This is a genomic window from Variovorax sp. GW531-E2, assembly GCF_059423125.1.
On sequence record NZ_JBWKXQ010000081.1, the window covers coordinates 1 to 26,994 of the forward strand.

17 protein-coding genes and 1 pseudogene are annotated in these 26,994 nt (G+C 67.7%); 1 reads left to right on the plus strand and 17 read right to left on the minus strand.

Going from position 1 to position 26,994, the window contains the following annotated elements; genetic code table 11:
- Positions 1-92: 92 nt before the first annotated feature.
- The 11 genes from AC07XP_RS29605 to AC07XP_RS29655 form a co-directional block, all read right to left on the minus strand.
- Complete coding sequence (locus AC07XP_RS29605) at positions 93-1,277, minus strand: FAD-dependent monooxygenase (RefSeq protein ID WP_495266674.1); 1,185 nt, start codon at positions 1,275-1,277, stop codon at positions 93-95.
- Positions 1,278-1,282: 5 nt separating this feature from the next.
- Positions 1,283-1,585 (minus strand): DUF6587 family protein, encoded by a 303-nt coding sequence (locus tag AC07XP_RS29610; protein WP_062477175.1) that lies wholly within the window; start codon positions 1,583-1,585, stop codon positions 1,283-1,285.
- A gap of 27 nt (positions 1,586-1,612) precedes the next feature.
- Positions 1,613-3,508, minus strand: a complete 1,896-nt coding sequence (gene feoB, locus AC07XP_RS29615) for a ferrous iron transport protein B (RefSeq protein ID WP_495266675.1) — start codon at positions 3,506-3,508, stop codon at positions 1,613-1,615.
- Positions 3,501-3,800, minus strand: a complete 300-nt coding sequence (locus AC07XP_RS29620) for a FeoA family protein (protein ID WP_070062301.1) — start codon at positions 3,798-3,800, stop codon at positions 3,501-3,503. The genes feoB and AC07XP_RS29620 overlap by 8 nt, the downstream gene beginning before the upstream one ends.
- Before the next feature lie 140 nt (positions 3,801-3,940).
- Positions 3,941-4,777 (minus strand): iron uptake system protein EfeO, encoded by an 837-nt coding sequence (gene efeO / locus AC07XP_RS29625; RefSeq protein ID WP_495266676.1) that lies wholly within the window; start codon positions 4,775-4,777, stop codon positions 3,941-3,943.
- A 48-nt stretch (positions 4,778-4,825) separates the two neighbouring features.
- Positions 4,826-6,136, minus strand: a complete 1,311-nt coding sequence (gene efeB, locus AC07XP_RS29630; RefSeq protein ID WP_495266677.1) for an iron uptake transporter deferrochelatase/peroxidase subunit — start codon at positions 6,134-6,136, stop codon at positions 4,826-4,828.
- A 22-nt stretch (positions 6,137-6,158) separates the two neighbouring features.
- On the minus strand, positions 6,159-7,340 hold the full coding sequence (gene efeO, locus AC07XP_RS29635) for an iron uptake system protein EfeO (RefSeq protein WP_495266678.1): 1,182 nt from the start codon (positions 7,338-7,340) through the stop codon (positions 6,159-6,161).
- A gap of 12 nt (positions 7,341-7,352) precedes the next feature.
- Complete coding sequence (gene efeU, locus AC07XP_RS29640; protein WP_495266679.1) at positions 7,353-8,189, minus strand: iron uptake transporter permease EfeU; 837 nt, start codon at positions 8,187-8,189, stop codon at positions 7,353-7,355.
- Positions 8,190-8,310: 121 nt separating this feature from the next.
- Positions 8,311-8,772: a metallophosphoesterase family protein gene (locus AC07XP_RS29645; RefSeq protein ID WP_495266680.1), complete on the minus strand. Its 462-nt coding sequence runs from the start codon at positions 8,770-8,772 to the stop codon at positions 8,311-8,313.
- 4 nt (positions 8,773-8,776) lie between these two features.
- Positions 8,777-11,644, minus strand: a complete 2,868-nt coding sequence (locus AC07XP_RS29650) for an aconitate hydratase (protein WP_095746438.1) — start codon at positions 11,642-11,644, stop codon at positions 8,777-8,779.
- 166 nt (positions 11,645-11,810) lie between these two features.
- Positions 11,811-12,224 carry a hypothetical protein gene (locus AC07XP_RS29655; protein WP_495266681.1) on the minus strand — a complete coding sequence of 138 codons (414 nt, stop codon included), beginning with the start codon at positions 12,222-12,224 and terminating at the stop codon, positions 11,811-11,813.
- Between the two features lie 132 nt (positions 12,225-12,356).
- On the opposite strand from AC07XP_RS29655, the gene AC07XP_RS29660 reads away from it, so the two are divergent.
- On the plus strand, positions 12,357-13,211 hold the full coding sequence (locus tag AC07XP_RS29660; RefSeq protein WP_062477152.1) for a helix-turn-helix domain-containing protein: 855 nt from the start codon (positions 12,357-12,359) through the stop codon (positions 13,209-13,211).
- Here the strand turns inward: AC07XP_RS29660 and AC07XP_RS29665 are convergent.
- The 6 genes and pseudogenes from AC07XP_RS29665 to AC07XP_RS29690 all read right to left on the minus strand — a co-directional run.
- Positions 13,117-15,375, minus strand: a complete 2,259-nt coding sequence (locus AC07XP_RS29665) for an acyl-CoA dehydrogenase (RefSeq protein WP_495266682.1) — start codon at positions 15,373-15,375, stop codon at positions 13,117-13,119. The two genes, AC07XP_RS29660 and AC07XP_RS29665, sit on opposite strands and share 95 nt — an antisense overlap.
- Positions 15,376-15,497: 122 nt before the next feature.
- A complete protein-coding gene (locus tag AC07XP_RS29670; protein WP_495266683.1) occupies positions 15,498-16,085 on the minus strand; it encodes a hypothetical protein in 588 nt (195 codons plus the stop codon).
- A gap of 11 nt (positions 16,086-16,096) precedes the next feature.
- Positions 16,097-17,263 carry a DUF2827 domain-containing protein gene (locus AC07XP_RS29675; RefSeq protein WP_495266684.1) on the minus strand — a complete coding sequence of 389 codons (1,167 nt, stop codon included), beginning with the start codon at positions 17,261-17,263 and terminating at the stop codon, positions 16,097-16,099.
- Entirely contained in the window at positions 17,260-18,411 is a 1,152-nt protein-coding gene (locus AC07XP_RS29680; protein ID WP_495266685.1) for a DUF2827 domain-containing protein, read from the minus strand. Before AC07XP_RS29680 ends, AC07XP_RS29675 begins: the two co-directional genes overlap by 4 nt.
- Positions 18,412-18,496: 85 nt before the next feature.
- Positions 18,497-20,578, minus strand: a complete 2,082-nt coding sequence (locus AC07XP_RS29685; RefSeq protein ID WP_495266686.1) for a YadA family autotransporter adhesin — start codon at positions 20,576-20,578, stop codon at positions 18,497-18,499.
- 447 nt (positions 20,579-21,025) lie between these two features.
- Positions 21,026-26,994 (minus strand): annotated as a pseudogene (locus tag AC07XP_RS29690) (beta strand repeat-containing protein); the annotation flags it as partial.

Here is a 26,994-nt window from a genome sequence, read left to right on the forward strand (position 1 = left end):
GGGTGCTTCCCGCAGCGAAATTAAGGAGGAGGCCGCAGGCCGGGGGACATTCGCGGAGGGAAGTACCCGGTGGCCTGGGCACGCGCCCTGAATCAACCGCCGTACAACCAGGGCTGATCGAGCAACCGGGAGCCCAGCAAGCGCATCGCCATGTCGCGCCCGAAGCGCACCGCACCCGTGGCATGAAAGATCTCGCCATTGCGACGCGCCCGCGCCTGCACTTGCGCATTGCGCTCCCAACGCGCCTCGGCATAGCGTGCGAACGCAGCCGGCACACCCAGTGCCGAGGTATCACCCAAGGCATCCGCCAACGCGACCGCATCTTCGATCGCCATGCCAGCGCCTTGCGCAAGGTACGGCACCATCGGATGCGCAGCATCGCCCACCAGCGCGACGCGTTCGTGCGCCATGTCGCCAGGGCCGGCCACGGGCGCACGGTCGCTCAGCGTCCAGGCGCGCCAACTCGGCATCGCATCGAGCAATGACTGAAGACTCGCACAGCTGCGCCCCATCGCCTGCTTCAGCGCCACAAGGCTGCTGGCCTGATCCCAATCGCGCGCATCGCCAGCCGGTGCAGATTCGGCAATCACGACGACGTTGAGCGCATCCCCCGCGCGCACCGGGTACGCGACCGCATGCAAACGCGGCCCGAGCCACACATCGACGCGCGAGCGACGCAGCGCCGCAGGCAGGTCGGCCTGCCGCACCAGCGCACGCCACGCCGTGTGGCCCGTCACGCGCGGCGGCGCTTCGGCGGATTCGGATTCGAGCTGCGCCCGCACCAGGCTCCACAGGCCATCGGCCCCCACCAGCGCCTCGCCCTCCCACGCACGCGCGTCGGTGCTCGAGACGCAGACGAGATCGTCGCTGGTCTCGACCTGCCGGATGCGCGCGGCCGTGACCAGCGAGCCCGTGCCCTGCGCGCGCACGGCATCGAGCAGCAGCGTGTGCAGGTCGGCGCGGTGCACGCAGCAGTACGGCGCGCCGTAGCGCTGCTGCATGGCATCGCCCAACGGCATGCGGGCCAGTTCGGCGCCGCTGCCGGCGCTGTGGACCACCAGCGCCTCGGGGCGCGCCGCGATGGCCGCGAGGCCGCGGCCGAGGTCGAGTTGTTGAAGGCGGCGGGTGGCGTTGGGGCCGAGCTGCACGCCGGCGCCGATTTCGCCGAAGTCGGCGGCCTGTTCGAAGACGTCGGCGCGGTGGTGAGCGCGGGACAGCGCCAGCGCCGTGGCCAGCCCTCCGATCCCGCCCCCGGCGACGAGGATGTGCGCGGGCATCGGACTCAGCGTCCGGTGCTGGGCGTGGTGGAAGTCAGCGCGGGGCTGCTGTGGCTGTCGGCCGGGTCGGCGCCAGCGGGTTTCTTGGGGGCACAGCTGCCGCAGCTGTCGCACGAGCCGCAGCCCGAGGTCTTGGCCAGCGAGGCGGCGAGTTGATCGGCGCGGGCCTGATCGATGAGGCCCGCGCGCTGCGTGCCGGCCGCGAACTTGCGCGCGGCGCCACGGCGCCAGCCGGCAGGCATCCAGCGCCAGACCGCGTAGAGCGCGGCGGCCGCGACGATCAATCCGACGATCAGTTGCTGTGTCATGTCTTCTTCAACCCTTTCCCTGTGGTTTTACCCCGCGCCGAAAGCGAGTGCAATGCGATAGGTCAAGAAGCATGCCACGTATGCCAGGGCGAATAAGTAGCCCGCCATGATCCACACGTATTTCCACGAGCCGGTTTCGCGCTTGACGGCCGCCAGCGTCGAGATGCACTGCGGCGCGAACACGTACCAGACCAGCAGCGACAGCGCGGTCGCCAGCGACCAGCTGCCGGCGATGAGCGGCTCCAGCGCGCTGGCCACGTCGTCGCCGGTGGCCGAGAGCGCATACACCGTGCCCAGCGCGCCCACCGCGACTTCGCGTGCGGCCATGCCCGGCACCAGCGCGATCGAGATCTGCCAGTTGAAGCCGATGGGCGCGAAGATGTGCTCCAGCCCGCGGCCGATCATGCCGGCCAGGCTGTACTGGATGGCGGGGCCGGTCGCGCCTTCGGGCGGCGACGGGAAGGTCGACAAAAACCACAGCAGGATCGTGAGCGTGAGGATGATCGTGCCCACGCGCTGGATGAAGATCCAGGCCCGCTCATACAAACCCAGCAGCAGGTTGCGCGGGTTCGGCCAGCGGTAAGCCGGCAGCTCCATCAAGAGCGGCGAGTGCCGCGTGCTGTCGCGAAAGCGCTTCATCACCCAGGCCACGGCCATCGCCGAGACGATGCCGAACACATACAGCGCGAACAGCACCACGCCCTGCAGGTTGAAGATGCCGCCCACCTCGCGCGCCGGAATGAAGGCCGCGATGAGCAGCGCATACACCGGCAGCCGCGCCGAGCAGGTCATGAGCGGCGCGATCATGATGGTCGTGATGCGGTCGCGCCAGTTGCTGATGGTGCGCGTGGCCATCACGCCCGGAATGGCGCAGGCAAAGCTCGACAGCAGCGGAATGAACGAGCGGCCCGACAGGCCCACGGTGCCCATCAGGCGGTCGAGCAGGAAGGCCGCGCGCGGCAGGTAGCCGGAGTCTTCGAGCGCGAGGATGAACAGGAACAGGATCAGGATCTGCGGCAGGAACACGATCACGCCGCCCACGCCCGCGATCACGCCGTCGACCAGCAGGCTCTGCAGCATGCCTTCGGGCATGTGCGTCTTGATGAGGTTGCCCAGACCTTCGGTGCCGGCCTTGATGGCGTCCATCGGCACGTTGGCCCAGCTGAACACGGCCTGGAACATCAGGAACATGGTGACGGCCAGCACCAGCATGCCCCACACCGGGTGCATCACGACGCGGTCGATGCGGTCGCTGGTGTCCAGGCTGCCCACGGGCTCCTTCACGGCCAGGCCGAGGATGCGGCGCACCTCGCGCTGCGTGGCGAGCACGTCGTCCAGCCCGGGCGCTTTCCAGGGCTGGGGCGCCGCGGCGGCGACCGGTGCGTCGAGCGCCTCAAGCAGGTTCTTCGCTCCGCCGGTGTGGACACCCACGGTCTCGATCACCGGCACACCGAGTTCGCGCGAGAGCACGGCGGTGTCGACCGTGATGCCCTGCTTCCTGGCCATGTCGGTCATGTTGAGCGCCACCACCATCGGCAGGCCGAGCTGGCGCGCTTCGAGCACCAGCCGCAGGTTCAGGCGCAGGTTGGTGGCGTCGGTCACGCACACGAGCAGGTCGGGCAGCGCTTCCTGCGCCTGCCCGGTGACGATGTCGCGCGTGACAGCTTCGTCGGCGCTCAGGGCATTCAGGCTGTAGGCGCCCGGCAGGTCGAGCACGAACACGCGGCGGCCCGTCGGCGTGCGCAGCGTGCCTTCCTTGCGCTCGACGGTCACGCCGGCGTAGTTGGCCACCTTCTGGCGGCTGCCGGTCAGCAGGTTGAAGAGCGCGGTCTTGCCGCAGTTGGGGTTGCCCAGCAGCGCGATGCGCGCGGGCTGCGCGGTGGCGCCGAGACGGCCCGGCCCCTGGATGACGGCTTCAACCATGGTTCGCGGCCCCCGGCGTGACGTGGATCAGCGCGGCCTCGTGGCGGCGCAGCGCGAAGGTGGTGTGGCCCAGGCGCACGGCCAGCGGCTCGCGGCCCGGGGTGCCGGTGGCGACGATGCGCACGGCCTCGCCCGGCACGAAGCCGATTTCGGTCAGGCGCAGCACCAGCTCGCGGTCGTCCGCGCTGTCGGGGCGGGCCACGTCGAGCACGGTGGCCCACTGATGGGACGGAAGCTGGTCGAGGCTCAGCGCGGTGGTGGTCGGCGCTGCGCCGAGGTCGTTGTTTCGCACGGTGGAGGTGCGCCCCCCGGAAACCCCGGGGCACGCCAGTAAGCAAAAGCCAGATGCTAGCAATTCTCACTCGCGAAAACCTGACCAACCCCAAAAAGTCCCGGGTCAGCCGGAAATGAGCGGGTCCCCCGAGGCCGGACTCAGTTCAATCCGAGCATCCCGCGCAGCTTGGACAGGTCTTCGGCCAGCGTGTTCACCCGGCCGGCCAGCATCTTGCGGTCGCGCTCGGTGAGCTTCGAATAGGTTTCGAAGCCGCCGTCGGCCGTGCGGTACTTGGCCAGCGTGTCGAACACCACCTTGAAGTTGGCGTCGGCCTTCTCGGCAAACGGCTTGTCCTGCTTCACGACCAGCGGGCGCAGCAGCTCGACGAGCTTGTAGGCACCCTCGAAGTTCGACTGGAAGTCCCACAGGTCGGTGTGGCTGTAGCGGTTTTCCTCGCCGGAAATCTTGGTGGCGGCCACCTCTTCCATCAGCACGGCAGCGCCGCCCACGACCTTCTCGGGCGGGAAGGTCAGCGCGCCCAGGCGCTTTTGCAGCTCGAGCACGTCGGCCAGCAGCTTGTCGGCCACGGGGTTCAGGTCCTTGGTGCTCTTGAGCGTCCACAGGCTGTACTCGATGCGGTGGAAGCCGATGAAGGCCGGGTCTTTCTCGGCCTTCTCGTGGTCGTCCGCGCGCGAGTCGATCGACTGGTCGAGGTCGGTGAACAGCTCGGCCACGGGCTCCACGCGTTCGTAGCTGGTGCGCGTGGGCGCGTAGAGCTTCTTGGCCTTCTCGATGTCGCCGGCCTTCACGGCGGCGGTGAACACGCGCACGTCGGCCGCCAGCTTGCGCACGTTCTGCGTCACGTAGATCTTGTAGTCCGAGATCGGACCAACCAGCTCGAGCGGCGACACGGCGGCCTGCGCGCCGACGGCGTAGAGCCCGGCAAAGCCTGCGACGAAAGCGGCGAGGAAGCGGCGGCGGAACTGCACGGTCATGGATCTCCTTGGATGCGATGCGGTGGTGATGAAAAGGGAAAGCAAGGCTCAGGCGGCCAGCAGGCTGCGCCCGAGCCAGTCGTCGGCGCCCTGCACGCCGGGCAGCGTGAAGAAGAAGCCGCCGCCGATGGGCTTGATGTATTCCTCGAGCGGCTCGCCGTCGAGGCGGGTCTGCACGGCGACAAAGCCCTTCTCGAGATCGGCCTGGTAGCAGATGAACAGCAGGCCCATCTCGAGCTGGCCCGACTTGGTGACGCCGTTCGAGTAGTTGAAGGGCCGGCGCAGCATCAGGTTGGCGTCCGAGGCCTTGGTGCGCGGGTTCGCCAGGCGGATGTGCGCGTCCATCGGCGTCGCCTTGCCTTCGGGGTCCTTCGTGTAGTCGGGCACGTCGTGCTCGGTCTTGCCGCCGTCCAGCGGCGCGCCGCTGGGCTTGAGGCGACCCATGATGGCCTCCTGCTCCTGCAGCGGCGTGCGGTCCCAGCGCTCGACGAAGTTGCGGATGATGCGCACCGCCTGGTAGCTGCCGCCCACGGCCCAGGCCGGCTCGTCGCCGTTCTGCTGCACCCAGACGTGCTTGTTCATGAGCGTGTCGTCGGCCGAGTCGGGGTTGGCCGAGCCGTCGCGAAAACCGAGGAAGTTGCGCGCGCTCTCCGCCGGCTGGCCCGCCACGGCCGGGATCGGCGGCACGGAGCCCTCCTGCTTCCAGTGCAGCACCAGCAGGTCGGGCGTGTTCTTGATGATGTCGCGCAGCGCGTGGATGTTGGTGTCGGGCGTGTTGGCGCAGAACTGGATCGACAGGTCGCCGTGGCACAGCGCGGCGTCGAGCGCGTCGTTCGGGTGGCGCTGCATCGGCTTCAGGCGCAGCGGCTTTTTCTTGTCGAGGCCGAAGCGCTCGTCGAACAGCGACGAACCGACCGACACCGTCACGGTGAGCCCGTCGGGCTGCACCACCGGGCCGAGGATGCCGGAGCCCGCGGGCGGCAGCTTGGGGTCGGGGTCGGCCTGCGGGCCGCCCTGCGTGAGGAAGGCGATGCGCTCGGTGAGCGTGCGCATCAGCCGCTCCAGGTCGGCGCGGTTCTCGGCCAGCACGTAGAACGAGGCGATCATGCCGGCCGTCGGGCGCGGCGTGACCACGCCCGCCTGGTGCTTGCCGCGAAAGGGCACGCGGTCTTGCGTGTGGGTGCTCTGCGGCGCGTCGGTGACTTGCGCGCCGGTGTCGGGCGCGCCCGGGATGGCCGCGCCGGCGCGCGCGCTGGCGGCGAGCCCGGCAAAGGCCACGCCCGCGGCGCCGAGCATGCGGCGGCGGTGCGGCGAGGCGGGATGTCCCGCGACGGGGTCGTTCTTCTTCGTCGGTTCCATGGGGTCGTCGTTCTCTCTCAACTCATTCCAGACCGAGCGCGGCGTTCACCTTGCCCAGTTCCTCGGCCAGCGCACGCACCGGCACGGCCAGCGCCTGGCGCTGCGCGTCGTCCAGCGGCGCGGGCTGGAAGCCTTCGCCGGCGCGGTACGGCGCCAATGCGGCGTCGAAGGCGGCAAAGCGCTCGTCCACGGCCTTCTGCTGCGCGGGCGCGGCCTTCACGAGCAGCGGCTGCAGCAGGTCGGCGATCTTCTTCGTGCCTTCGTAGCTGCCCTGCAGGTTCACCAGCTCGGCATGGCCGTAGTGGTCTTCGCCGCCGGCCGGCAGGTTGTCGGCCACGCGGCGCAGCAGCTTCGAGGCGGCGCTGGCGAGCCGCTCGGGCGGCACGCTCAGTTCACGCAGGCGCGCCTGCAGCGCCTCGGTGTCGGCCAGCAACTGGTCGAGGACCGGTGCCAGCGCCTTCGCGTCGCCCTGGCCGTACAGCGCGTACTCGATGCGGTGGAAGCCGCTGAAGCCCGGGTCGGCCTCGCGCTTCTCGAAATAGTCGGCGCGGGCGTTGATGCGCGCGTCGAGGTCGGCGAACAGCTCGGCCATCGGCTCGATGCGCTTGTAGGCCTGGTGGGCCGGTGCGTAGAGCGCGCGCGCCTGCGCCAGGTCGCCGGCCTTGACGGCATCGGCCAGCGCGCGCACCGCGTCGTCGAGCGTGGCGGCCTCCAGCCGCAGGAACACCTGGTACTCGGCCAGCGCGCCCACGTAGTTGACGAGCGAGGGCCGCGCCTCCTCGGCCAGCGAGGCCGCCGACGGCGTGACGTGCAGCTTGCCGCGCGGGTTGCTCAGCAGGCCGCAGGTGATGGCGAAATCGCCCGGCGAGAGCTTGACCGTCATGGTCTGCGAGAAGCCGGGCGCGATGTTCTCGCGCTCTTCGACCACCATCACGCCGTCAAGAATTTCCCACTCGAGCGCGCGGTTCGACTGGTTGACGATGGTGAAGGTCGTGCGGCCCGCGGGCACGGTGATCTCGTTCGGGTCGCAGGCGTTGCCGCGAATGGTGACGGTGACGGCGTGGTCGACCGCCTTGGGCGGCGCCTTGCGCGCCTGGTTCGAGGCGTACCAGAAGGCCGCGAGGCCGGCGACCACCAGCAGTGCCGAGGCGCCCACGGCGACGCGCATGAGCGTCGATGACGAAGAAGAAGGGGAAGAAGACATCGGGGGAAAAGATCAGCTGGCGGCAGCCGTGCGCGGCACCGGCGCGGCGGCCGGGCGCAGGAAGAAGAACAGGGCCACGGCCAGGAAGGCCAGGTAGACGATCACCTCGCCCACCACAGGCGCGGCCTGGTAGCCCAGCAGGCCCGACAGCACGGCGCCCACGGGGCTGTCCATCGGCAGGGTTTCGCTCATGTCGAACACCACGGTCTGCAGCTGGTTCCACACGCCGGCCTCGTGCAGCTTGCGCAGCACGCCCGCCAGCAGCCCGGCGGCGACCAGCATGATGAACAGGCCCGTGAAGCGGAAGAAGCGGCGCAGGTCGAGCCGCACGCCGCCCGAGTAGATGCCCCAGCCGACCACCACCGACACCGCGATGCCGGCGAGCGCGCCCACGGGCGCTTCCCAGCCGGTGCTCTGCTGGAACACGGCCAGCAGGAAGAAGACCGACTCCAGCCCCTCGCGCGCGACCGCCAGGAACACCATGCCGATGAGCGCCCAGCCCTGCCCGTCGGCATGCTGCGCCAGCGCCTTGTCGATCGACGCATGCAGCTCGCCCTTGATCGAACGGGCCGCCTTGCGCATCCAGAACACCATCGTGGTCAGCATGACCACGGCGATCAGCCCCACCACGCCTTCGAACAGCTCCTGCTGCTTCTGCGGAAACTCGGCCGCCAGCAGTTGCAGGCCGGCACCGGCAAAGAGCGACAGCGCGGTGGCCAGCAGCACGCCGACCCACACCGCGGGCATCAGCACGCCGCGACCGCTTTGTTTCAGGTAACTGGCAACGATGCCGACGATCAGCGCGGCTTCGATGCCTTCGCGCAGCATGATGAGAAAGGGAATGAGCATCTCGGAACAGAAGAACGTTCTTTGAAAATGCCCCGATGTGGTGCATTTTTCAAAGAACGGCCCGAGGATACCCCATCAAATAAGATTTATTCTCAATTAGGGGTATTCGACCCCGCCCCGCTCACAGGGGCAGTTCGACGATGCGCGCGCTGACGGTGTCGCCGTCGACGATCAGTTCGGCCACGGCGATAGGCAGCTTGAATCGGCGCGGGCCGGCGCTGCCCGGGTTGACGTAGAGCACGCCGCCGCGTTCTTCGACCTTGGGTTGGTGCGAATGGCCGGAGATCACGACACGCACGCCGGCACCGGCGGGGTCGATGTCGATCTGAGAAAGGTCGTGGATCGCGTAGACATGCACGTCGCCGACCTTCAGGAATGCCGTCTCTGGAATGGCCCCGGCCCAGGCCTCGCGGTCGTTGTTGCCGCGCACCACCGTCAGCGGCGCGATCGCGGCGAGTGCGTCGAGGATGCCGGCGTCGCCGATGTCCCCGCCGTGCACGATGAAGTCGCTGCCCTGCAAGGCCGCCACGGCCTGCGGGCGCAGCAGGCCGTGGGTGTCGGAGATGAGCCCGACGCGGATCAAGCGATCAGGCCGCCAGCAGCTGCCGCAGCACGAACGGCAGGATGCCGCCGTGCTTGTAGTAGTCGACCTCGATCGGCGTGTCGATGCGCAGGCGCACCGTCACCTCCTGGTGCGTGCCGTCGGCGCGGTGCACGACCAGCTTCACGTCCATCTGCGGCTTGAGTTCGCCGCCGATCACGACGTCGATCTTTTCTTCGCCCGTGAGGCCCAGCGTCTGCCACGAGTCGGCGCCGCGGAACTGCAGCGGCAGCACGCCCATGCCGACCAGGTTGGCGCGGTGGATGCGCTCGAAGCTGCGCGCCACCACGGCCTTGATGCCCAGCAGCTGCGTGCCCTTGGCGGCCCAGTCGCGCGACGAGCCGGTGCCGTACTCCTCGCCGCCGAACACGATGGTGGGCGTGCCCGCTGCCATGTACTTCATGGCGGCGTCGTAGATGAACATCTTTTCGCCGCCCGGCTGGAACAGCGTGACGCCGCCCTCTTCCTGCGTGCCGTTGGCGTCCGGCGGAATCATCAGGTTCTTGATGCGCACGTTGGCGAAGGTGCCGCGCACCATCACGTCGTGGTTGCCGCGGCGCGAGCCGTAGCTGTTGAAGTCGGCCTTGGGCACGCCGTGCGCCTTGAGCCAGATGCCCGCGGGCGAGCTTTCCTTGATGGAGCCGGCCGGCGAGATGTGGTCGGTGGTGATCGAGTCGCCGAACAGCGCCATGACGCGCGCACCCTGGATGCCGGCGTCCGACGCGTGCGGCTGCATCTGGAAGCCTTCGAAGAACGGCGGCTCGGCGATGTAGGTCGAGGTGGGCCAGTCGTAGACCTGACCGGTCGTGCCCTTGATGCTCGTCCAGAACTTGCCCGGATCGCTCTTGACCTTCTCGTAGTTCGCGCGGAACGACTTGGCGTTCATCGCGAAGCGCAGGTTGTCGTCGATCTCCTTCGGCGTGGGCCAGATGTCGCCCAGGTACACGTCCTTGCCGCCCTTGCCCTTGCCCACGGGCTGGGTCATGAGATCGGTCATCACGTTGCCCGCGATGGCAAACGCCACCACCAGCGGCGGCGAGGCCAGGAAGTTGGCCTTCAGGTTCGGGTGGATGCGCGCCTCGAAGTTGCGGTTGCCCGAGAGCACGGCCGCACCGATGAGGTCGTTCTTGGTGATGGCTTCGTTGATCTCGGGCGTGAGGTCGCCGGCATTGCCGATGCAGGTGGTGCAGCCGTAGCCCGCGAGGTAGAAGCCCAGCTTCTCCAGGTACGGCAGCAGGCCCGCCTTCTCCAGGTATTCGGTGACGATGCGCGAGCCCGGGGCCAGCGAGGTCTTGATGTGCGGCTGCACCTTCAGGCCCGCTTCCACCGCCTTCTTGGCCAGGATGCCGGCCGCGAGCATCACGCTCGGGTTGGAGGTGTTGGTGCACGAGGTGATGGCCGCAATGAGCACGTCGCCGTTGCCGATGGTGACGTCGCCCTTGGGCGCCGACGGCGCCGTGGCGCTGGTGTGGGCCGCGGCCTTGGTCGAGCGGTTGGCCACCATCTCGATGACCGGGCGCGGCGAGCCGGGCGGCGGCGGGGGCACTTCGGTGTCGCCGCTCTGGCCTTCGCGCGTCAGCGCGTAGCGCTGCTTGAGCTTGTCGGCCGGCTGGTTGAAGCCGTTGGCGTCGTTGGGCTTGCTGTACAGCTCGGCGAACTTGGTCGACAGGTCGCCCAGGTTGATGCGGTCCTGCGGGCGCTTGGGGCCGGCCAGGCTGGGCGAGACGGTGCCCAGGTCGAGCTTGACGACCTTGGTGTAGTCGATGTCGCCCGGCGCGGGCATGCCGAACAGGCCCTGCGCCTTGTAGTAGGCGGCGAAGCGCTCCACTTCTTCCTTGGTGCGGCCGGTGCCTTCGAAATACGCCACGGTCATCTCGTCGACTGGGAAGAAGCCCATGGTCGCGCCGTACTCGGGCGCCATGTTGCCGATGGTGGCGCGGTCGGGCACGGCGATGGACGCGGCACCGGGGCCGAAGAACTCGACGAACTTGCCCACCACCTTTTCGGCGCGCAGGATCGAGGTGACGTACAGCACCAGGTCGGTGGCCGTGACGCCTTCGCGCAGCTTGCCGGTGAGCTCGAAGCCCACCACGTCGGGCGTGAGCATGTAGACCGGCTGGCCCAGCATGGCGGCCTCGGCCTCGATGCCGCCCACGCCCCAGCCGACCACGCCGATGCCGTTGATCATGGTGGTGTGGCTGTCGGTGCCCACCAGCGAGTCGGGGTAGTACACCGGCGTGTCGCTCTTGTCGGCCGGGCTCTTGTAGACGCCGCGCGCAAAGTACTCGAGGTTGACCTGGTGCACGATGCCGAAGCCCGGCGGCACGACGCCGAAGGTGTCGAAGGCCTGCATGCCCCACTTCATGAACTGGTAGCGCTCGTTGTTGCGCTGGAACTCCAGCTTCATGTTCAGGTCGAGCGCCTTGGGCGTGCCGTAGTAGTCGACCATCACCGAGTGGTCGACCACCAGGTCGACGGGCACCAGCGGCTCGATGGTCTTGGGCGACTTGTTCAGCTTGGCAGCCACGCTGCGCATGGCGGCCAGGTCGGCCAGCAGCGGCACGCCGGTGAAGTCCTGCAGCACCACGCGGGTGACGACAAAGGGAATTTCGTCGGTGCGCTCGGCGTTGGGCGCCCAGTGGGCCAGTTCCTCGACGTGCTTGGCCGACACCTTCTGGCCGTCGCAGTTGCGCAGCACCGACTCGAGCACGATGCGGATCGACACCGGCAGGCGCTCCACGGACGGGTACTGCTTGGCCAGTTCCTTCAGCGACCAGTACTTGCCGGACTTGCCCGACGCGGTCTTGAAGGTCTTGAGGGTGGACGCAAACGCGTGCGCCGGGGCTTTGGCCATGAGAAGACTCCTGTGTGTTCGTGGAAGCCTCTCAAGGATAGCGAGGTTCAATGTCAGTGGCTGTAGTCGGTCTTCCTTGTCGGGCTCTCCCGGAACTATCGTTCTCATAGCGAAAACGCCCGCCGCACGGAGTGCGGCGGGCGTGGAGCGGACGGTTGTCAGGCGTTCAAGCCATCGCCATGTGGGCACTGGCCCGGGTGCGGCGCAGCCCGGTCCACTGCAGCTCGGCCAGCACGACCACGCACAGCGCCTGCGCCAGCACCCAGGCCGTGCCGAGCGCAGTGACCGCGAACACGCCGGTCACCAGCAGCGCCACGCAGGCCACGGCCCAGGCGAAGTTGCCGACGACCACGAGGCCGATCAGCGTGCGCGGCGGCGTGGCGCGGCTGGCCATGAAGGCGGCGGCGGCCGCGTAGGCCAGCAGGAACACGCCGGTGCCCATGAGCAGCCAGGCCGGCAGGCCGGTCAGGGAGGCGAGGACGTCGGTGAACGCCACCTGCAGCGCGCCGGTCGCGGCGCACGAAGCGGCATCGGCCCACATCACGTTCGACAGGAAGCGGGGGGAAGCGAAAACAGACATGTGGATCTCCTGGGTGGGTACGCTGCAGGCCAGTCCTGCTGCGTTGGGGTCGATGATTCCGCCGGGCGTGGATCGCGTCGATGACCTGGGAGGTCATGGCGCCGCGCCGCCGCCGCGCCAGAATGCGGCTCCATGAACACCCCCCGCACCCATTCGTCCAAGGCCGCCGCCGCCGGCCTTCCCGGCGCGCGCGATCCGTTCGGCGCCCACCTGCGGCACTGGCGCACCCACCGCCGCCTGAGCCAGCTCGACCTGGCGCAGGAGGCCGAGGTTTCGACCCGCCACCTGAGCTACGTGGAAACCGGCCGCGCCGCGCCCAGCCGCGAAATGGTGCTGCGCCTTGCCGAGCGCCTGGACGTGCCGCTGCGCGAGCGCAACGCGCTGCTGGTGGCCGCCGGCTTCGCGCCCATGTACCGCCAGCGCTCGCTGGACGACCCCGCCATGGCCTCGGCGCGCCGCGCCATCGACCTCGTGCTGAAGGGCCACGAGCCCTTCCCCGCGCTGGCCGTGGACCGCCACTGGAACCTGGTGGCGCACAACGCGCTGGTGCCGCTGCTCATGGAAGGCTGTTCGGCCGAGCTGCTGAAGCCGCCCATCAACGTGCTGCGCCTGAGCCTGCACCCCGAGGGCGTGGCGCCGCGCATCGCGAACCTGGCGCAATGGCGCACGCACCTGCTGGAGCGGCTGCAGCAGCAGATCGCCGCCACCGGCGACACCGTGCTGCAGGCGCTGCACGACGAGCTGGAAGGCTACCCGCCGCCCGCCGTGAGCCACGACGCGCCGCTGCTCGACACCGCGCTGTCGGCGGTGGCCGTGCCGTTCCAGGTGGTCATGCCCAGCGGCGTGCTGAGCTTCATCAGCACCATCACGATCTTCGGCACGCCGGTGGACGTCACGTTGCAGGAACTCGCGGTGGAGTCGTTCTTTCCGGCGGACGAGCAGACGGCGGCGGCGCTGACGGCATTGGCGGCGCAGCAGGCACGCTGAGGCCGGCGCTGCCGTCCGCGTTGCGCGCCGGCCCCTCGAAGTCGTCGACCTGGATCACCTTGTCGGCCGCTTGCAGGTAGGCCAGCGCCAGCGCGGGGTCGCTGGCCGATTGCGCCGCTTCGTCGAGCGAGCGCGTGCGTCGCAGCACCTTGTTGAGCGCGGTGGTCTCGTCGCCCAGCCGCGCGCCGAGCGCCATCGCCTGCATCAGGTCGCGCAGGCCGCCCGGGCCGGGCTCCGACAGATCGGGCACGAGCCGCGCGACCACGTCCGGGCGCGTGCGCAGCAGCTCGGCCAGTGCCATCAGCTGCACGTCGCGCAGCGGCGCCAGGTGCGCGGTACGGCGCAGCACCAGCGCGCCGAGCAGGCGCCGCCCCGGCGTCGGCAGGTTGGCGTACAGGTCGCGCAGGATCTTGCCGGCCTCGTCCAGCTGCAGCCGGATCGCGGCCTGCGCAAAGGGCAGCAGCTCGGGCGCCGCATCGACGCGGTAGCGCCACACGCAGGCGCTCGCCAGGTACAGGTGGGCCAGCACGTCGCCCAGCCGCGCCGACAGCAGCTCCATGCGCTTGAGCTTGCCGCCGAGCAGCCCCATGGCCAGGTCGGCGGTAAGCGCGTACTTGGCGCTCATGCGCGCGATGAGCCGCGCTTCGCCCGCCAGCGCCTCGGGCGGATCGCCGCGCACCGGCGCGCCGAACACGCTGTGCCACAGGTTGCGCGCCACATGCCGGCCGTGCGCGATGAGCGCCTGGCCCAGCGCCGTTTCGTCTTTCGCCTGCACCGCCGCCATCTCGTCGAGCACGTGCGGGTGGCAGCGCACCGCGCCCTGGCCGAACACGATGAGCGCGCGCGTGAGGATGTTCGCGCCCTCCACGGTGATCGCGATCGGCGCCTGCCGGTAGGCCACGCCGAGCAGGTTCGACGGGCCCGAGATGATCCCCTTGCCGCCGAGGATGTCCATGCCATGGTTGACCGCGCGCCGCCCGGCCTCGGTGAGCTGCACCTTGAGGATCGCGCTGGCCACGCTGGGCCGCTCGCCCTTGTCGAGCGCGGCCGCCGTGAAGCGCCGCGCGGCATCGGTCGCGTACAGCTGCGCCGACATCTGCGCGACCAGCCCCGCCACCGCATGGAACTTGCCCACCGGCAGGCCGAACTGCTCGCGGATCTGGCCGTAGGCGTTGCTCACGTACAGCGCCGTCTGCTGCATGGCCGAGCCCAGCGCGGGCAATGAGATGGCGCGCCCCGCGGCCAGGCACTCCATCAGCATGCGCCAGCCCTGCCCCACCTGCGGCTCGCCGCCGATGACCCAGTCCATCGGCACGAACACCTGGCGGCCGCGGATCGGGCCGTTCATGAACGCGCTGTCCATCGGGCGGTGGCGTCGGCCGATCTCCATGCCCTCGTGCGGCACGGGAATCAGCGCGCAGGTGATGCCGAGTTCGCGCTGGCCTTCGGGCCGGCTCTCGTCGATGGCATGGAACGCCAGCCCGACCACGGTGGCGACCGGCGCGAGCGTGATGTAGCGCTTGTCGAAATCGACCAGGAAGCCGCGCGTGCGCCGGCCCTGGAACTCGCGCTCGACGAGCACGCCGCGGTCGGGAATCGCGGCGGCGTCGGAGCCCGCATAGGGCGAGGTCAGGCCGAAGCACGGCAGCTCGCGGCCGTCGGCCAGGCGCGGCAGGTAGTGGTCTTTCTGCGCGTCGGTGCCGTAGCGCAGCAGCAGCTCGGCGGGCCCGAGCGAGTTGGGCACCATCACCGTGACAGCCGTGGCGACGTTGACGCTCGCGATGCGCGCCACCACCGAGGCATGCGCGAAGTGGCCGAAGCCCAGACCGCCGAAGGCCTCGGGAATGATCATTCCGAAGAAGCGCTTCTCGCGCAGGAAGCGCCACACCTCGGGCGGCAGGTCGTGCGCCTGGTCGATGGCGTGGTCGTCGAGCATGCGGCACAGCCCGGGCACCTCGTTCGCCAGGAAGGCTTCTTCGCGCGCGCTGAGCTGGTTGGGGCCCGCGGCCGTCAGGGCATCGAAATCGGGGCGCCCGGCAAAGAGCTGGCCCTCGAACCCGACCGTGCCGGCCTCGAGCGCGGCACGCTCGGTGTCGCCCAGCGGCGGCAGGGCCTTGGAGAAAGGCTGCATCGCCCATCGGCCGATCAGGGTCGCCAGTGGCATGGGGTCTCCTTGCGCCGCACCGGAGCGCGCGGCATGCGTCCATTCTTGGACGGCACCGGCCCGCACCGGGCCGGTCAAGGGCGTTCACGCGTGTCGGAGACGGGCTCGCGCGGCCCGCGGGATCAGCGGCGCTTGGGCGCCTGCCCGGCCGGCGCGGCGGCCGGCACGGGTGCATTCGGATCGCGCCAGCCGTACTCGACATAGCGGCGAATCACGAGGCAGCCCGGCGGCGAATCGATCAGCGAGACCGACGAGGTCGGCTCCTTGTCGTCGGTGTAGACCGTGTAGATCGGCAGCAGCGGTGTGCGCTTGTAGTTCTTCAGTTCCTGCTCGGCCACGCTGGCGCAGGTGAAGGGCGCCACCGAGATGCGCTCGGCCGCCACGGTGCAGGCGCCGCTGTCGTCGGGGATGGCCGTGATCGACGCGGCCACGCCCGCGTTCGGGTACTGGATGCCGACCAGCGAGAACACCGGGCCGGCGTCGGGGCGCTTGCGGTCCCAGTCGAGCAGCACGTCGTGCGCGCGGCTGCCCTGCACGGTGAGCGTGGCCAGCCGCGTGATGGCGGGCAGGCAGCGCTGCACGCCCACGCTGGCGGCGGCGCGCGTGAGCGTGTCCTGCGGCGCCGCGGGCGGGGCCAGCACGCCTTGCGCGAGCGCGCTGCCGGCCGCGAGCACACAGGCTGCAGCGGCGAATCGGGCCAGGGCGGTCATCGGTGTCGTCCTCACGCGTAGAGGCTCGCGATGGCCGCCGAGTAGAGGCGCACGTTCTCCTCGCCTTCCGGGTCGAGCTTCGCGATGAGGGCGCGGGCGCGCTCGCGGTAGGCCGGCAGGTTCGCGTCGTGCTCGGCGAACGCGCGCCGCAGCGCCTGCCCGCCCTCCTCGCAGTCGAAGCCGTGGTAGCGGTAGCCGCAGTCACCGATCAGGTGCGAGTTGTGGATGAGCGGCCAGCCGCCGTACAGCGCCTCGTAGTAGAGGTAGTTCTGCGCGTTCTCCCAGTGGTGCGCAAAGACCGCGTCGATCGCGCCCGGCAGCACCTGGTACAGCGGAAAGCGCCCTTCGAAGGTCGCCAGGCCGTGCCGAACGAGATCGAGGCTCTGCGCGAAGGCGACGAAGTTCGGCTTGTCCTTCAGGTGGAAGCTGTTGTAGACCCACATCTTCTCGATGAGGCGCGGCTGCGCGCGGTGCGCCGACTCGCAGCCCAGCATCGGGATGAAGCTGGTCTTCACCATGCAGATGTTGGGCTCGAAGATGGCCACGCGCCACTGGGTGCGCCCCGGTTCGTAGACAAAGCGCTTGCCCTCGGCGCCGCGCGCCATCGCCTTCTCGACCACCATCGGGCTCCACAGGTGCGGCATGAGCTTGGTGGGGGCGCGGAAGGTGCTCGCGAAGTACGGCTTGCAGGAGGTTTCGTACTCGGGCAGCGTCCACACCTCGTCGTAGGGCGCGCCGCTGACCAGCATGCCGTGCGGCTTGTTGAAGGTCATGCGCTCGATGTCGATCACGTAGTCGTTGCCCACGCGCATCGAGACGATTTTTCCGCCGCGCTCGCGGAACGCCACCGACCAGTCGCGCCCCAGTTGCGCGCTCATCTCGATCATGAGGTCGAGCTCGTGCGCGGCGGTGGCCATGTCGATGATCGGCACCGGCGAATCGGCCAGGAAGTTGGTGGCGTCGGCCGGGCCGCCGTCGCCGCCGCCGGCCACCAGCACCGTGCGCTCGACGCAGGGCGAGCGCAGCAGCAGCATCACGAGGAACAGGCAGTTCTGGTAGACGCCGTTCTCCCACAGGCTCTGCTCGCCCTTGCGGATGAAGATGGAGACGCCGACTTTCAGCCGGGTCGGTGAAGCGGCCGCGCGCGGGCCTGCGGTGGGGTTGCGCACCTCGCTCATGCGACCACCTTCGCGTTGCCGGCACGGAACGCCGGATCGCCGCCCACCAGGTTCAACAGCCGCTGCGCGTAGCCGTCGATGTTGGCGGGGTGCATCGGATCGATCGCGTCGAACACGCGCTGGCTGCGCGCACGGTAGTCATCGAGTTGCGCGTCGTGGCCGCGCACGGCCACGGCCAGCTGTTCGGCACCGACGGCGATGTCGAAGTCGGGGTAGTAGTAGCCGGCGTCGCGCAGCCACGGCGAGTTGTGCACCAGCGGGTAGTTGCCGTACAGCGCATCGAGGTAGCTGTAGTTCTGGTCGTTCTGCCACTGGTGCGACACCACCGCGTCGGCGTGCTGCACCATGAAGCCTGCGAAGTCATGCCGCCCGTGGAAGGTGGCCTTGTGCTGGCGCACGATGTCCAGCGAGTTGGCCAGGTAGAGCATCGTCGGATGGTCTTTCAGGTGCAGCGTGTTGAGCACGTGCATCGCCGCGACGTGCTCCGGGTTGGCGCGGTAGGCCTCGTCGCTGATCAGCATCGGGATGCTGCACGACTTCACCACCGAGATGTTGGGCTCGAAGATCGCCACCCGGAAACCCGGTTGCTGCGCCGTGCGCGGCTGGTAGCCGAAGCGAAAGCCCTGCGCCTGCACCTCGTCCACGCGCTGCGCCAGGAACTGCGGCGACCACAGGTACGGCACCTCGTGCACCGGGCAGCGGTGCAGCGTGCGCATCATCGGCGCAAAGGCCGCGTCCTTGGGCAGCAGCCAGATCTCGTCGCAGCGGTCGGTGGCGCCGAAGTGCCCCTTGTCGGCAAAGACGATCGGCTCGGCCAGCGCCACGAAGGGTTGCCCCACGCCGTGGAAGGCCACGCGCCCGCCGCAGGCGCGGAAGTACGACAGCCACTGCACGTCGAGCGCGCCGGCCATCTCGATGACCACGTCGAGCGCGTCGGTCAGCTCGCGGGCGCGGCCCAGCGTGAGCCCCATGGCCGACAGGTCGACCTGCGGCGGCATCGCCTGCTGGTCGCCCGCGTCGATGAGCGTGACGGACTCGACGAATTCGATGCGTTGCAGCAGCCGGGCCAGGAACAGGACGTTCTGTCCCATTCCGTTTTCCCAGATGTTCTGCCCCGCGTGGGAGAGGACTGAAATACCGATGCGCATGGCCGAAGTGTGTACCAAAAAAACAATGGCTCCCGCGCGCAGGGCGCGGGAGCCACCGGACCGGGGGCGTCGGCCTAGCGGCCTTTTACTTCCACTTCCAGCCGATGCCCGCGTTGACGCCCCACTCCTTGCCGGTGGAGCTCAGGCCCGCGCCCCAGGAGATCTTGCCGTCGTCCGACAGGGCCTTGAAGGTCAGCGCCACGGCGCTGTAGCCCTTGTACGAACCCATGCCGATGCCGATCGTCTTCTCGCCCGGGTACAGCGTGGGCAGGTAGGTGCCCGACATCGCGAAGGCCATCGCCGAGCCCGAGTAGGCGATGCGCGCCACGTCGCCCACCTGCTTTTGCACCTGCTGCAGCTGGCCCAGGTTGACCGCGTCGCCCGGCAGCACGCCCGGTGCCACGTTGCTGATGCGCGTGGGTCCCGAAGTCTCGGTGCCCAGCGTGATCTGGTTGTAGTTCACCGACCCGTCGGGGTTGGTGGCGTACTGCACGCTGCTGGCCTTCGCAGCCGCCGAGACCGCCTTCAGCTGCGCCACGTTGGTCGCGTCGCTGTCGGCCGAGCCGGCTGCCACGCCCGTGATCTGGCGGAACTGGTTGTTGGCCGCATCGCCCACCGACACCGCCGCCTGCGTGCTGGTCGTGGCCTTGATGGCCGCTTCCTGCTGCGCATTCGCGCTGCCCGGCACGTAGCCAGCCACGCCCGCCGCCCGCGAGGCCACCGAGTTCGCACCCAGTGCCACGCCGCCGGTCTGCTGGACCACCGCGCCGAAGCCGATGGCCGTGCCCTGCGCGATGTTCTGCGCCTTGCTCAGCGGCGTGCCGCCGGCGTCCGCACCGTCACCCAGGGCCACGCCGCCGCCGCCGGCACGGGAGTTCGCGCCGATCGCCTGCGAGCCCGTGGCCAGCGCCCCGGTGCCGATGGCGATGGCGTTGGTGCCCGTGGCCTGCGCCCCGAAGCCCACCGCCACCGCGCCGTCGGCCGTGGCCCGCGCGCCGTTGCCGGCCGCGAAGGAGTTGGCGCCGCTGGCTTCGGAACGCGGCCCGATCGCCACCGCTTCCGCACCGCTGGCCTTGGAGTCGGTGTTGGTCGAGTTGGCGTGGAAGTACTTGGTGCCTCCGTTGTAGATCGAGCTGACCGTCGTGCTCAGGCTGCCGATGCCGCTCATCGCCGTGCTCAGGCCGGTCGACGTCGATGTCGACAGGCTGGAGAGGCCGCTGGCTGCGCCGCCCACGCTGGTGGACAGGCTGTCCAGGTTGCTGTTGGTGGTGCTCAGGCCGGTCGACAGGCTGTTGACGGTGCTGTTGGTCGTGCTCAACCCGGTGGACAGGCTGCTCACGTTGCTGTTCGTCGTGCTCAGGCCGGTCGACAGGCTGCCGACGGCGCTGTTGGTCGTGCTCAGGCCGGTCGAAAGACTGTCAACGCTGCTGCCCACCGTGCTCAGCCCGGTCGACAGGCTGTCGATGCGGCTGGCCGAGGTGCTCAGGCCGGTGGACACCGAGCTCGACAGGCTGTTCACGCTGCTCGTGACCGTGCTCAGGCCGGACGACGTGGAGGTCGAGAGGCTGTTCAGGTTGCTGTTCGTCGTGCTCAGGCCCGACGAGAGGCTGCCGACATTGCTGTTGGTCGTGCTCAGGCCGGTCGACAGGCTGTTGATGCCGCTGTTGGCGGTGCTCAGGCCGGTGGACAGGCTGCCGATGCTGCTGTTGGCGGTGCTCAGGCCGGTCGACAGGCTGCCGATGCCGCTGTTGGCGGTGCTCAGGCCGATCGAGGTCGAGGACGACAGGCTGCCCAGGTTGCTGTTCGTCGTGCTCAGGCCCGTCGACAGGCTGAAGATGCCGCTGTAGGCGGTGCTCAGGCCGGACGAGAACGAGGTGGACAGGCTGCTGACGTTGCTGTTGGTGGTGCTCAGGCCGGTCGACAGGCTGTCGATGCTGCTCGTGGCCGTGCTCAGGCCCGACGAGGTCGAGGTCGAGAGACTGTCGACGTTGCTGTTCGTCGTGCTCAGGCCGGTCGAGAGGCTGTCGATGTTGCTCGTGGCGGTGCTCAGGCCCGAGGACGTGGAGGTCGAGAGGCTGCCGACGTTGCTGTTGGTGGTGCTCAGGCCTGTGGAGAGGCTGGAGATGCCGCTGGTGGCGGTGCTCAGGCCGGTCGAGAGGCTGCTCACATTGCTGTTCGTCGTGCTCAATCCAGTGGACAGGCTGCCCACATTGCTGTTCGTGGTGCTCAGGCCGGTGGACAGGCTGGAGATGCCGCTGGTGGCGGTGCTCAGACCCGTCGACAAGCTGTCGATTCCGCTCGTGGCCGTGCTCAGGCCGCTCGACGTCGAGGTCGACAGGCTGCTCACGTTGCTGTTCGTCGTGCTCAAGCCGGTGGACAGACTGGAGATGCCACTGGTGGCGGTGCTCAGGCCGGTCGACAGACTGGAGATGCCGCTCGACGTCGAAGTCGACAAGCTGCCCACGGTGCTGTTCGTGGTGCTCAGGCCGGTGGACAGGCTCGAGATACCGCTGGTCGCCGTGCTCAACCCAGTCGAGAGGCTGTCGATGTTGCTCGTGGCGGTGCTCAGGCCCGAGGACGTGGAGGTCGACAGGCTGCTGACGTTGCTGTTGGTCGTGCTCAAGCCAGTGGACAAGCTGGAGATACCACTGGTCGCCGTGCTCAGACCGGTCGAGAGGCTGTCGATGCCGCTCGTGGCCGTGCTCAGGCCAGACGACGTAGACGTCGAGAGGCTGCTCACGTTGCTGTTCGTCGTGCTCAAGCCGGTGGACAGGCTGGAGATACCACTGGTTGCGGTACTCAGACCCGTCGACAAGCTGTCGATGCCGCTGGTAGCGGTGCTGAGGCCGGACGACGTGGAAGTCGACAAGCTGCTCACGTTGCTATTGGTGGTGCTCAATCCCGTTGACAGACTCGAGATACCGCTGGTGGCTGTGCTCAGGCCGGACGACGTGGAAGTCGACAGGCTGCTCACGTTGCTGTTCGTCGTGCTCAAGCCGGTGGACAGGCTAGAGATGCCACTGGTGGCAGTGCTCAGGCCGGTCGACAGGCTGTCGATTCCGCTCGTAGCGGTGCTCAGGCCACTCGACGTGGAAGTCGACAGGCTGCTGACGTTGCTGTTGGTCGTGCTCAGTCCCGTGGACAGGCTGGAGATGCCACTGGTCGCCGTGCTCAACCCAGTCGAGAGGCTGTCGATGTTGCTCGTGGCGGTGCTCAGGCCCGAGGACGTGGAGGTCGAGAGGCTGCTCACGTTGCTGTTCGTGGTGCTCAGGCCCGTGGACAAGCTGGAGATGCCACTGGTCGCTGTGCTCAAACCGGTCGAGAGGCTGTCGATGCCGCTCGTGGCCGTGCTCAGGCCGGACGACGTGGAGGTCGAGAGGCTGCTCACGTTGCTGTTGGTCGTGCTCAAGCCAGTAGACAAGCTGGAGATGTCGCTGGTGGCGGTGCTCAGGCCCGTCGACAGGCTGGAGATGCCGCTCGACGTCGAAGTCGACAAGCTACCCACAGTGCTGTTCGTGGTGCTCAGGCCCGTGGACAGGCTGGAGATGCCACTGGTCGCCGTGCTCAGACCAGTCGAGAGGCTGTCGATTCCGCTCGTCGCGGTGCTCAGACCAGACGACGTGGAAGTCGAGAGGCTGCTGACGTTGCTGTTGGTGGTGCTCAGGCCGGTCGACAGGCTGGAGATGCCGCTCGACGTCGAAGTCGACAAGCTACCGACGTTGCTGTTCGTCGTACTCAAGCCAGTGGACAAGCTGGAGATGCCACTGGTCGCCGTGCTCAAACCAGTCGAGAGGCTGTCGATGCCGCTGGTAGCGGTGCTGAGACCGGACGACGTCGACGTCGACAGGCTGCTGACGTTGCTGTTCGTCGTGCTCAAGCCGGTGGACAGACTCGAGATGCCACTGGTCGCCGTGCTCAAGCCGGTCGAGAGACTGTCGATGCCGCTCGTCGCTGTGCTCAGACCCGACGATGTCGAAGTCGACAAGCTGCTCACGTTGCTATTGGTGGTGCTCAATCCCGTTGACAGACTCGAGATACCGCTGGTTGCGGTGCTCAGGCCCGTCGACAGGCTGTCGATGCCGCTCGCGGCCGTACTCAGGCCGCTCGACGTGGAGGTCGACAGGCTGCTGACATTGCTGTTCGTCGTGCTCAGGCCCGTGGACAGGCTGGAGATACCACTGGTGGCAGTGCTCAGGCCGCTCGACGTCGAGGTCGACAGGCTGCTTACGTTGCTGTTCGTCGTGCTCAAGCCGGTGGACAGGCTCGAGATACCGCTGGTCGCAGTGCTCAAGCCAGACGACGTCGAGGTCGACAAGCTGCTCACGTTGCTGTTCGTCGTGCTCAGGCCCGTCGACAGGCTCGAGATGCCGCTGGTTGCCGTACTCAAACCCGACGACGTCGAGGTCGAGAGACTGCTGACGTTGCTGTTGGTCGTGCTCAGCCCGGTCGACAGGCTGTCGATGCTGCTCGTCGCAGTGCTCAAGCCGGACGACGTGGAGGTCGAAAGACTGCTGACATTGCTGTTGGTCGTGCTCAGCCCGGTCGACAGGCTGTCGATGCTGCTCGTCGCAGTGCTCAAGCCAGACGACGTGGAGGTCGACAAGCTGCTCACGTTGCTGTTCGTCGTGCTCAAGCCCGTGGACAGGCTGGAGATGCCGCTGGTCGCAGTGCTCAAACCCGACGACGTTGAAGTCGAGAGGCTGCTGACACTGCTGTTGGTCGTGCTCAAGCCGGTCGACAAGCTATCAATGCCGCTGGCAGCAGTGCTCAGGCCACTCGACGTCGAAGTCGACAGGCTGCTGACGTTGCTGTTCGTCGTGCTCAGGCCGGTGGACAGGCTCGAGATACCGCTGGTCGCCGTGCTCAGGCCAGACGACGTCGAGGTCGACAAGCTACTCACGTTGCTGTTCGTGGTGCTGAGACCCGTCGACAAGCTATCGATGCCACTCGTGGCCGTGCTCAGGCCCGACGATGTCGAAGTCGACAAGCTGCTGACGTTACTGTTGGTCGTGCTCAGGCCTGTGGACAGGCTCGAGATACCGCTGGTGGCAGTGCTCAACCCCGACGACGTTGACGTCGAGAGGCTGCTGACGTTGCTGTTGGTTGTGCTCAGCCCAGTCGACAGGCTGTCGATGCTGCTTGTCGCAGTGCTCAAGCCAGACGACGTAGAGGTCGACAGGCTGCTGACATTGCTGTTTGTCGAACTCAGGCTCGTGGACAGGCTCGAGATGCCGCTGGTCGCCGTGCTCAAACCGCTCGACGTGGAAGTCGAAAGGCTGTCGATCCGGCTATTGGCGGTGCTCAGACCCGACGATGTCGAAGTCGACAGGCTGCCCACATTGCTGTTCGTGGTGCTCAGGCCTGTAGACAGGCTGGAGATGCCGCTCGTGGCGGTGCTGAGGCCAGACGACGTGGAAGTCGACAGGCTGCTTACGTTGCTGTTGGTCGTGCTCAGACCAGTCGACAGGCTGTCGATGCCACTCGTGGCTGTGCTCAAGCCGCTCGAAGTGGAGGTCGACAGGCTGCTGACATTGCTGTTTGTCGAGCTCAGGCTCGTGGACAGGCTAGAGATCCCGCTGGTCGCCGTGCTCAGGCCACTCGACGTAGAAGTCGACAGGCTGCTTACGTTGCTGTTGGTCGTGCTCAGGCCCGTCGACAAGCTCGAGATGCCGCTGGTCGCGGTGCTCAGACCAGACGACGTGGACGTCGACAGGCTACTCACGTTGCTGTTGGTCGTACTCAGGCCCGTCGACAAGCTCGAGATGCCGCTGGTCGCGGTACTCAGACCGCTCGAAGTCGACGTCGAGAGGCTGTCGATGCTGCTCGTGGCTGTGCTCAGGCCCGACGACGTCGACGTCGACAAGCTGCTCACGTTGCTGTTGGTCGTGCTCAGGCCCGTCGACAAGCTCGAGATGCCGCTGGTTGCTGTACTCAGACCGCTCGAAGTCGACGTCGAGAGGCTGTCGATGCTGCTCGTGGCGGTGCTCAGACCTGACGAAGTCGAAGTCGACAGGCTGCTCACGTTGCTGTTCGTGGTGCTCAGCCCGGTCGACAGGCTCGAGATGCCACTCGTCGCCGTGCTCAGCCCCGAGGACGTGGAGGTCGAAAGGCTATCGATTCGACTGTTGGTCGTGCTCAAACCACTGGACGTCGAGGTCGACAAGCTGCCCACGTTGCTGTTCGTCGTGCTCAAGCCCGTGGACAGGCTGGAGATGCCGCTGGTTGCGGTGCTCAGGCCGGACGACGTGGACGTCGAGAGGCTGCTGACGTTGCTGTTGGTCGTGCTCAAACCAGTCGACAGGCTGTCGATGCCACTCGTGGCTGTGCTCAAGCCGCTCGACGTGGAGGTCGAAAGGCTACTGACATTGCTGTTCGTCGTGCTCAGACCCGTGGACAGGCTGGAGATGCCGCTGGTCGCGGTGCTCAGACCAGACGACGTCGAGGTCGACAGACTGCTGACGTTGCTGTTGGTCGTGCTCAGGCCCGTCGACAAGCTTGAGATGCCGCTGGCCGCGGTGCTCAGGCCCGACGACGTCGAAGTCGACAGGCTGCTCACGTTGCTATTGGTCGTGCTCAGGCTCGTGGACAAGCTGGCGATGCCACTGGTCGCGGTGCTCAGACCGCTCGAGGTAGACGTCGACAAGCTATCGATGCTGCTCGTGGCCGTGCTCAGGCCCGACGACGTAGACGTCGAGAGGCTGTCGATACGACTATTGGTGGTGCTCAGGCCCGAGGACGTCGAGGTCGACAGGCTGCCCACGTTGCTGTTCGTCGTGCTCAGGCCCGTCGACAGGCTCGAGATGCCACTCGTAGCCGTGCTCAGGCCGCTCGACGTCGAGGTCGACAAGCTGCTCACATTGCTATTCGTGGTGCTCAGGCCCGTGGACAGGCTGGAGATACCGCTGGTCGCGGTGCTCAACCCGCTCGACGTAGAAGTCGAGAGGCTGTCCAGGTTGCTGTTGGTGCTGCTCAGAGCCGTGGACAGGCTCGAGATACCACTGGCAGCGGTGCTCAGGCCGGATGACGTCGAGGTCGACAGGCTGCCGACGTTGCTGTTCGTGGTGCTGAGACCGGTCGAAAGGCTGGAGATGCCGCTGGTCGCGGTGCTCAGGCCGGACGACGTCGAAGTCGACAGGCTGCTCACGTTGCTGTTGGTCGTGCTCAGGCCCGACGACAAACTAGAGATACCGCTGGTTGCCGTACTCAAGCCCGACGATGTCGAGGTCGACAGGCTGCTGACGTTGCTGTTCGTCGTGCTGAGACCGGTCGAAAGACTGGAGATGCCGCTGGTCGCAGTGCTCAGGCCGGACGACGTCGAAGTCGACAGGCTGCTCACGTTGCTGTTGGTTGTGCTCAGGCCCGTAGACAGACTAGAGATGCCGCTGGTTGCCGTGCTCAAGCCGCTCGACGTCGAGGTCGACAAGCTGCTGACATTGCTGTTCGTGGTGCTCAGACCTGTGGACAGGCTGGAGATACCACTGGTCGCCGTGCTCAGGCCCGACGACGTCGATGTCGAGAGGCTGTCGATGCGGCTATTGGCCGTGCTCAGACCCGACGACGTCGAGGTCGACAAGCTGCCCACGTTGCTGTTCGTGGTGCTCAAGCCCGTGGACAGGCTCGAGATACCGCTGGTTGCAGTGCTCAGACCGCTCGAAGTAGACGTCGACAGGCTGTCGATGCTGCTCGTGGCAGTGCTCAGGCCGGACGACGTGGACGTCGACAGGCTGCCCACGTTGCTGTTCGTCGTGCTCAGACCTGTGGACAGGCTCGAAATGCCGCTGGCTGCAGTGCTTAGGCCCGACGACGTCGACGTCGACAGGCTGCTCACGTTGCTGTTGGTCGTGCTCAGGCCCGTCGACAGACTGTTGATGCCGCTCGTCGCGGTACTCAAACCGGACGATGTGGACGTCGACAAGCTGCTGACGTTGCTGTTCGTCGTGCTCAGGCTCGTGGACAAGCTGGAGATGCCGCTGGTGGCAGTGCTCAGGCCCGACGACGTCGATGTCGACAGGCTGCTCACGTTGCTGTTCGTCGTGCTCAGGCCCGTGGACAGGCTCGAGATTCCACTGGTCGCAGTGCTCAGGCCGCTCGACGTGGACGTCGAGAGACTGTCGATGCGGCTGTTGGTCGTGCTCAAACCCGACGATGTCGAGGTCGACAAACTATCCACGTTGCTGTTCGTGGTGCTCAAGCCCGTGGACAGGCTGGAGATGCTGCTCGTGGCCGTGCTCAGGCCAGACGAGGTCGAAGTCGACAGGCTGCTGACGCTGCTGTTGGTCGTGCTCAGCCCTGTGGACAGGCTCGAGATGCCGCTCGTGGCGGTGCTCAGACCGCTTGAAGTCGACGTCGACAGGCTGTCGATGCGGCTGTTGGTCGTGCTCAGGCCAGTCGACGTGGACGTTGACAGGCTGCCCACATTGCTGTTCGTCGTGCTCAAGCCCGTGGACAGGCTCGAGATTCCGCTGGTCGCCGTGCTCAGACCCGACGACGTCGAGGTCGACAGGCTGCTCACGTTGCTATTCGTGGTGCTCAGGCCAGTCGACAGGCTGGAGATGCCGCTGGTGGCCGTGCTCAAACCGGACG

Bases quoted from the DNA above. Each gene is read 5' to 3' on its own strand.
- AC07XP_RS29605 (WP_495266674.1), bottom strand. From the start codon at position 1,277: ATGCCCGCGCACATCCTCGTCGCCGGGGGCGGGATCGGAGGGCTGGCC.
- AC07XP_RS29610 (WP_062477175.1), bottom strand. From the start codon at position 1,585: ATGACACAGCAACTGATCGTCGGATTGATCGTCGCGGCCGCCGCGCTC.
- feoB (WP_495266675.1), bottom strand. From the start codon at position 3,508: ATGGTTGAAGCCGTCATCCAGGGGCCGGGCCGTCTCGGCGCCACCGCG.
- efeO (WP_495266676.1), bottom strand. From the start codon at position 4,777: ATGACCGTGCAGTTCCGCCGCCGCTTCCTCGCCGCTTTCGTCGCAGGC.
- efeB (WP_495266677.1), bottom strand. From the start codon at position 6,136: ATGGAACCGACGAAGAAGAACGACCCCGTCGCGGGACATCCCGCCTCG.
- efeO (WP_495266678.1), bottom strand. From the start codon at position 7,340: ATGTCTTCTTCCCCTTCTTCTTCGTCATCGACGCTCATGCGCGTCGCC.
- efeU (WP_495266679.1), bottom strand. From the start codon at position 8,189: ATGCTCATTCCCTTTCTCATCATGCTGCGCGAAGGCATCGAAGCCGCG.
- AC07XP_RS29650 (WP_095746438.1), bottom strand. From the start codon at position 11,644: ATGGCCAAAGCCCCGGCGCACGCGTTTGCGTCCACCCTCAAGACCTTC.
- AC07XP_RS29655 (WP_495266681.1), bottom strand. From the start codon at position 12,224: ATGTCTGTTTTCGCTTCCCCCCGCTTCCTGTCGAACGTGATGTGGGCC.
- AC07XP_RS29660 (WP_062477152.1), top strand. From the start codon at position 12,357: ATGAACACCCCCCGCACCCATTCGTCCAAGGCCGCCGCCGCCGGCCTT.
- AC07XP_RS29665 (WP_495266682.1), bottom strand. From the start codon at position 15,375: ATGCCACTGGCGACCCTGATCGGCCGATGGGCGATGCAGCCTTTCTCC.
- AC07XP_RS29670 (WP_495266683.1), bottom strand. From the start codon at position 16,085: ATGACCGCCCTGGCCCGATTCGCCGCTGCAGCCTGTGTGCTCGCGGCC.
- AC07XP_RS29675 (WP_495266684.1), bottom strand. From the start codon at position 17,263: ATGAGCGAGGTGCGCAACCCCACCGCAGGCCCGCGCGCGGCCGCTTCA.
- AC07XP_RS29680 (WP_495266685.1), bottom strand. From the start codon at position 18,411: ATGCGCATCGGTATTTCAGTCCTCTCCCACGCGGGGCAGAACATCTGG.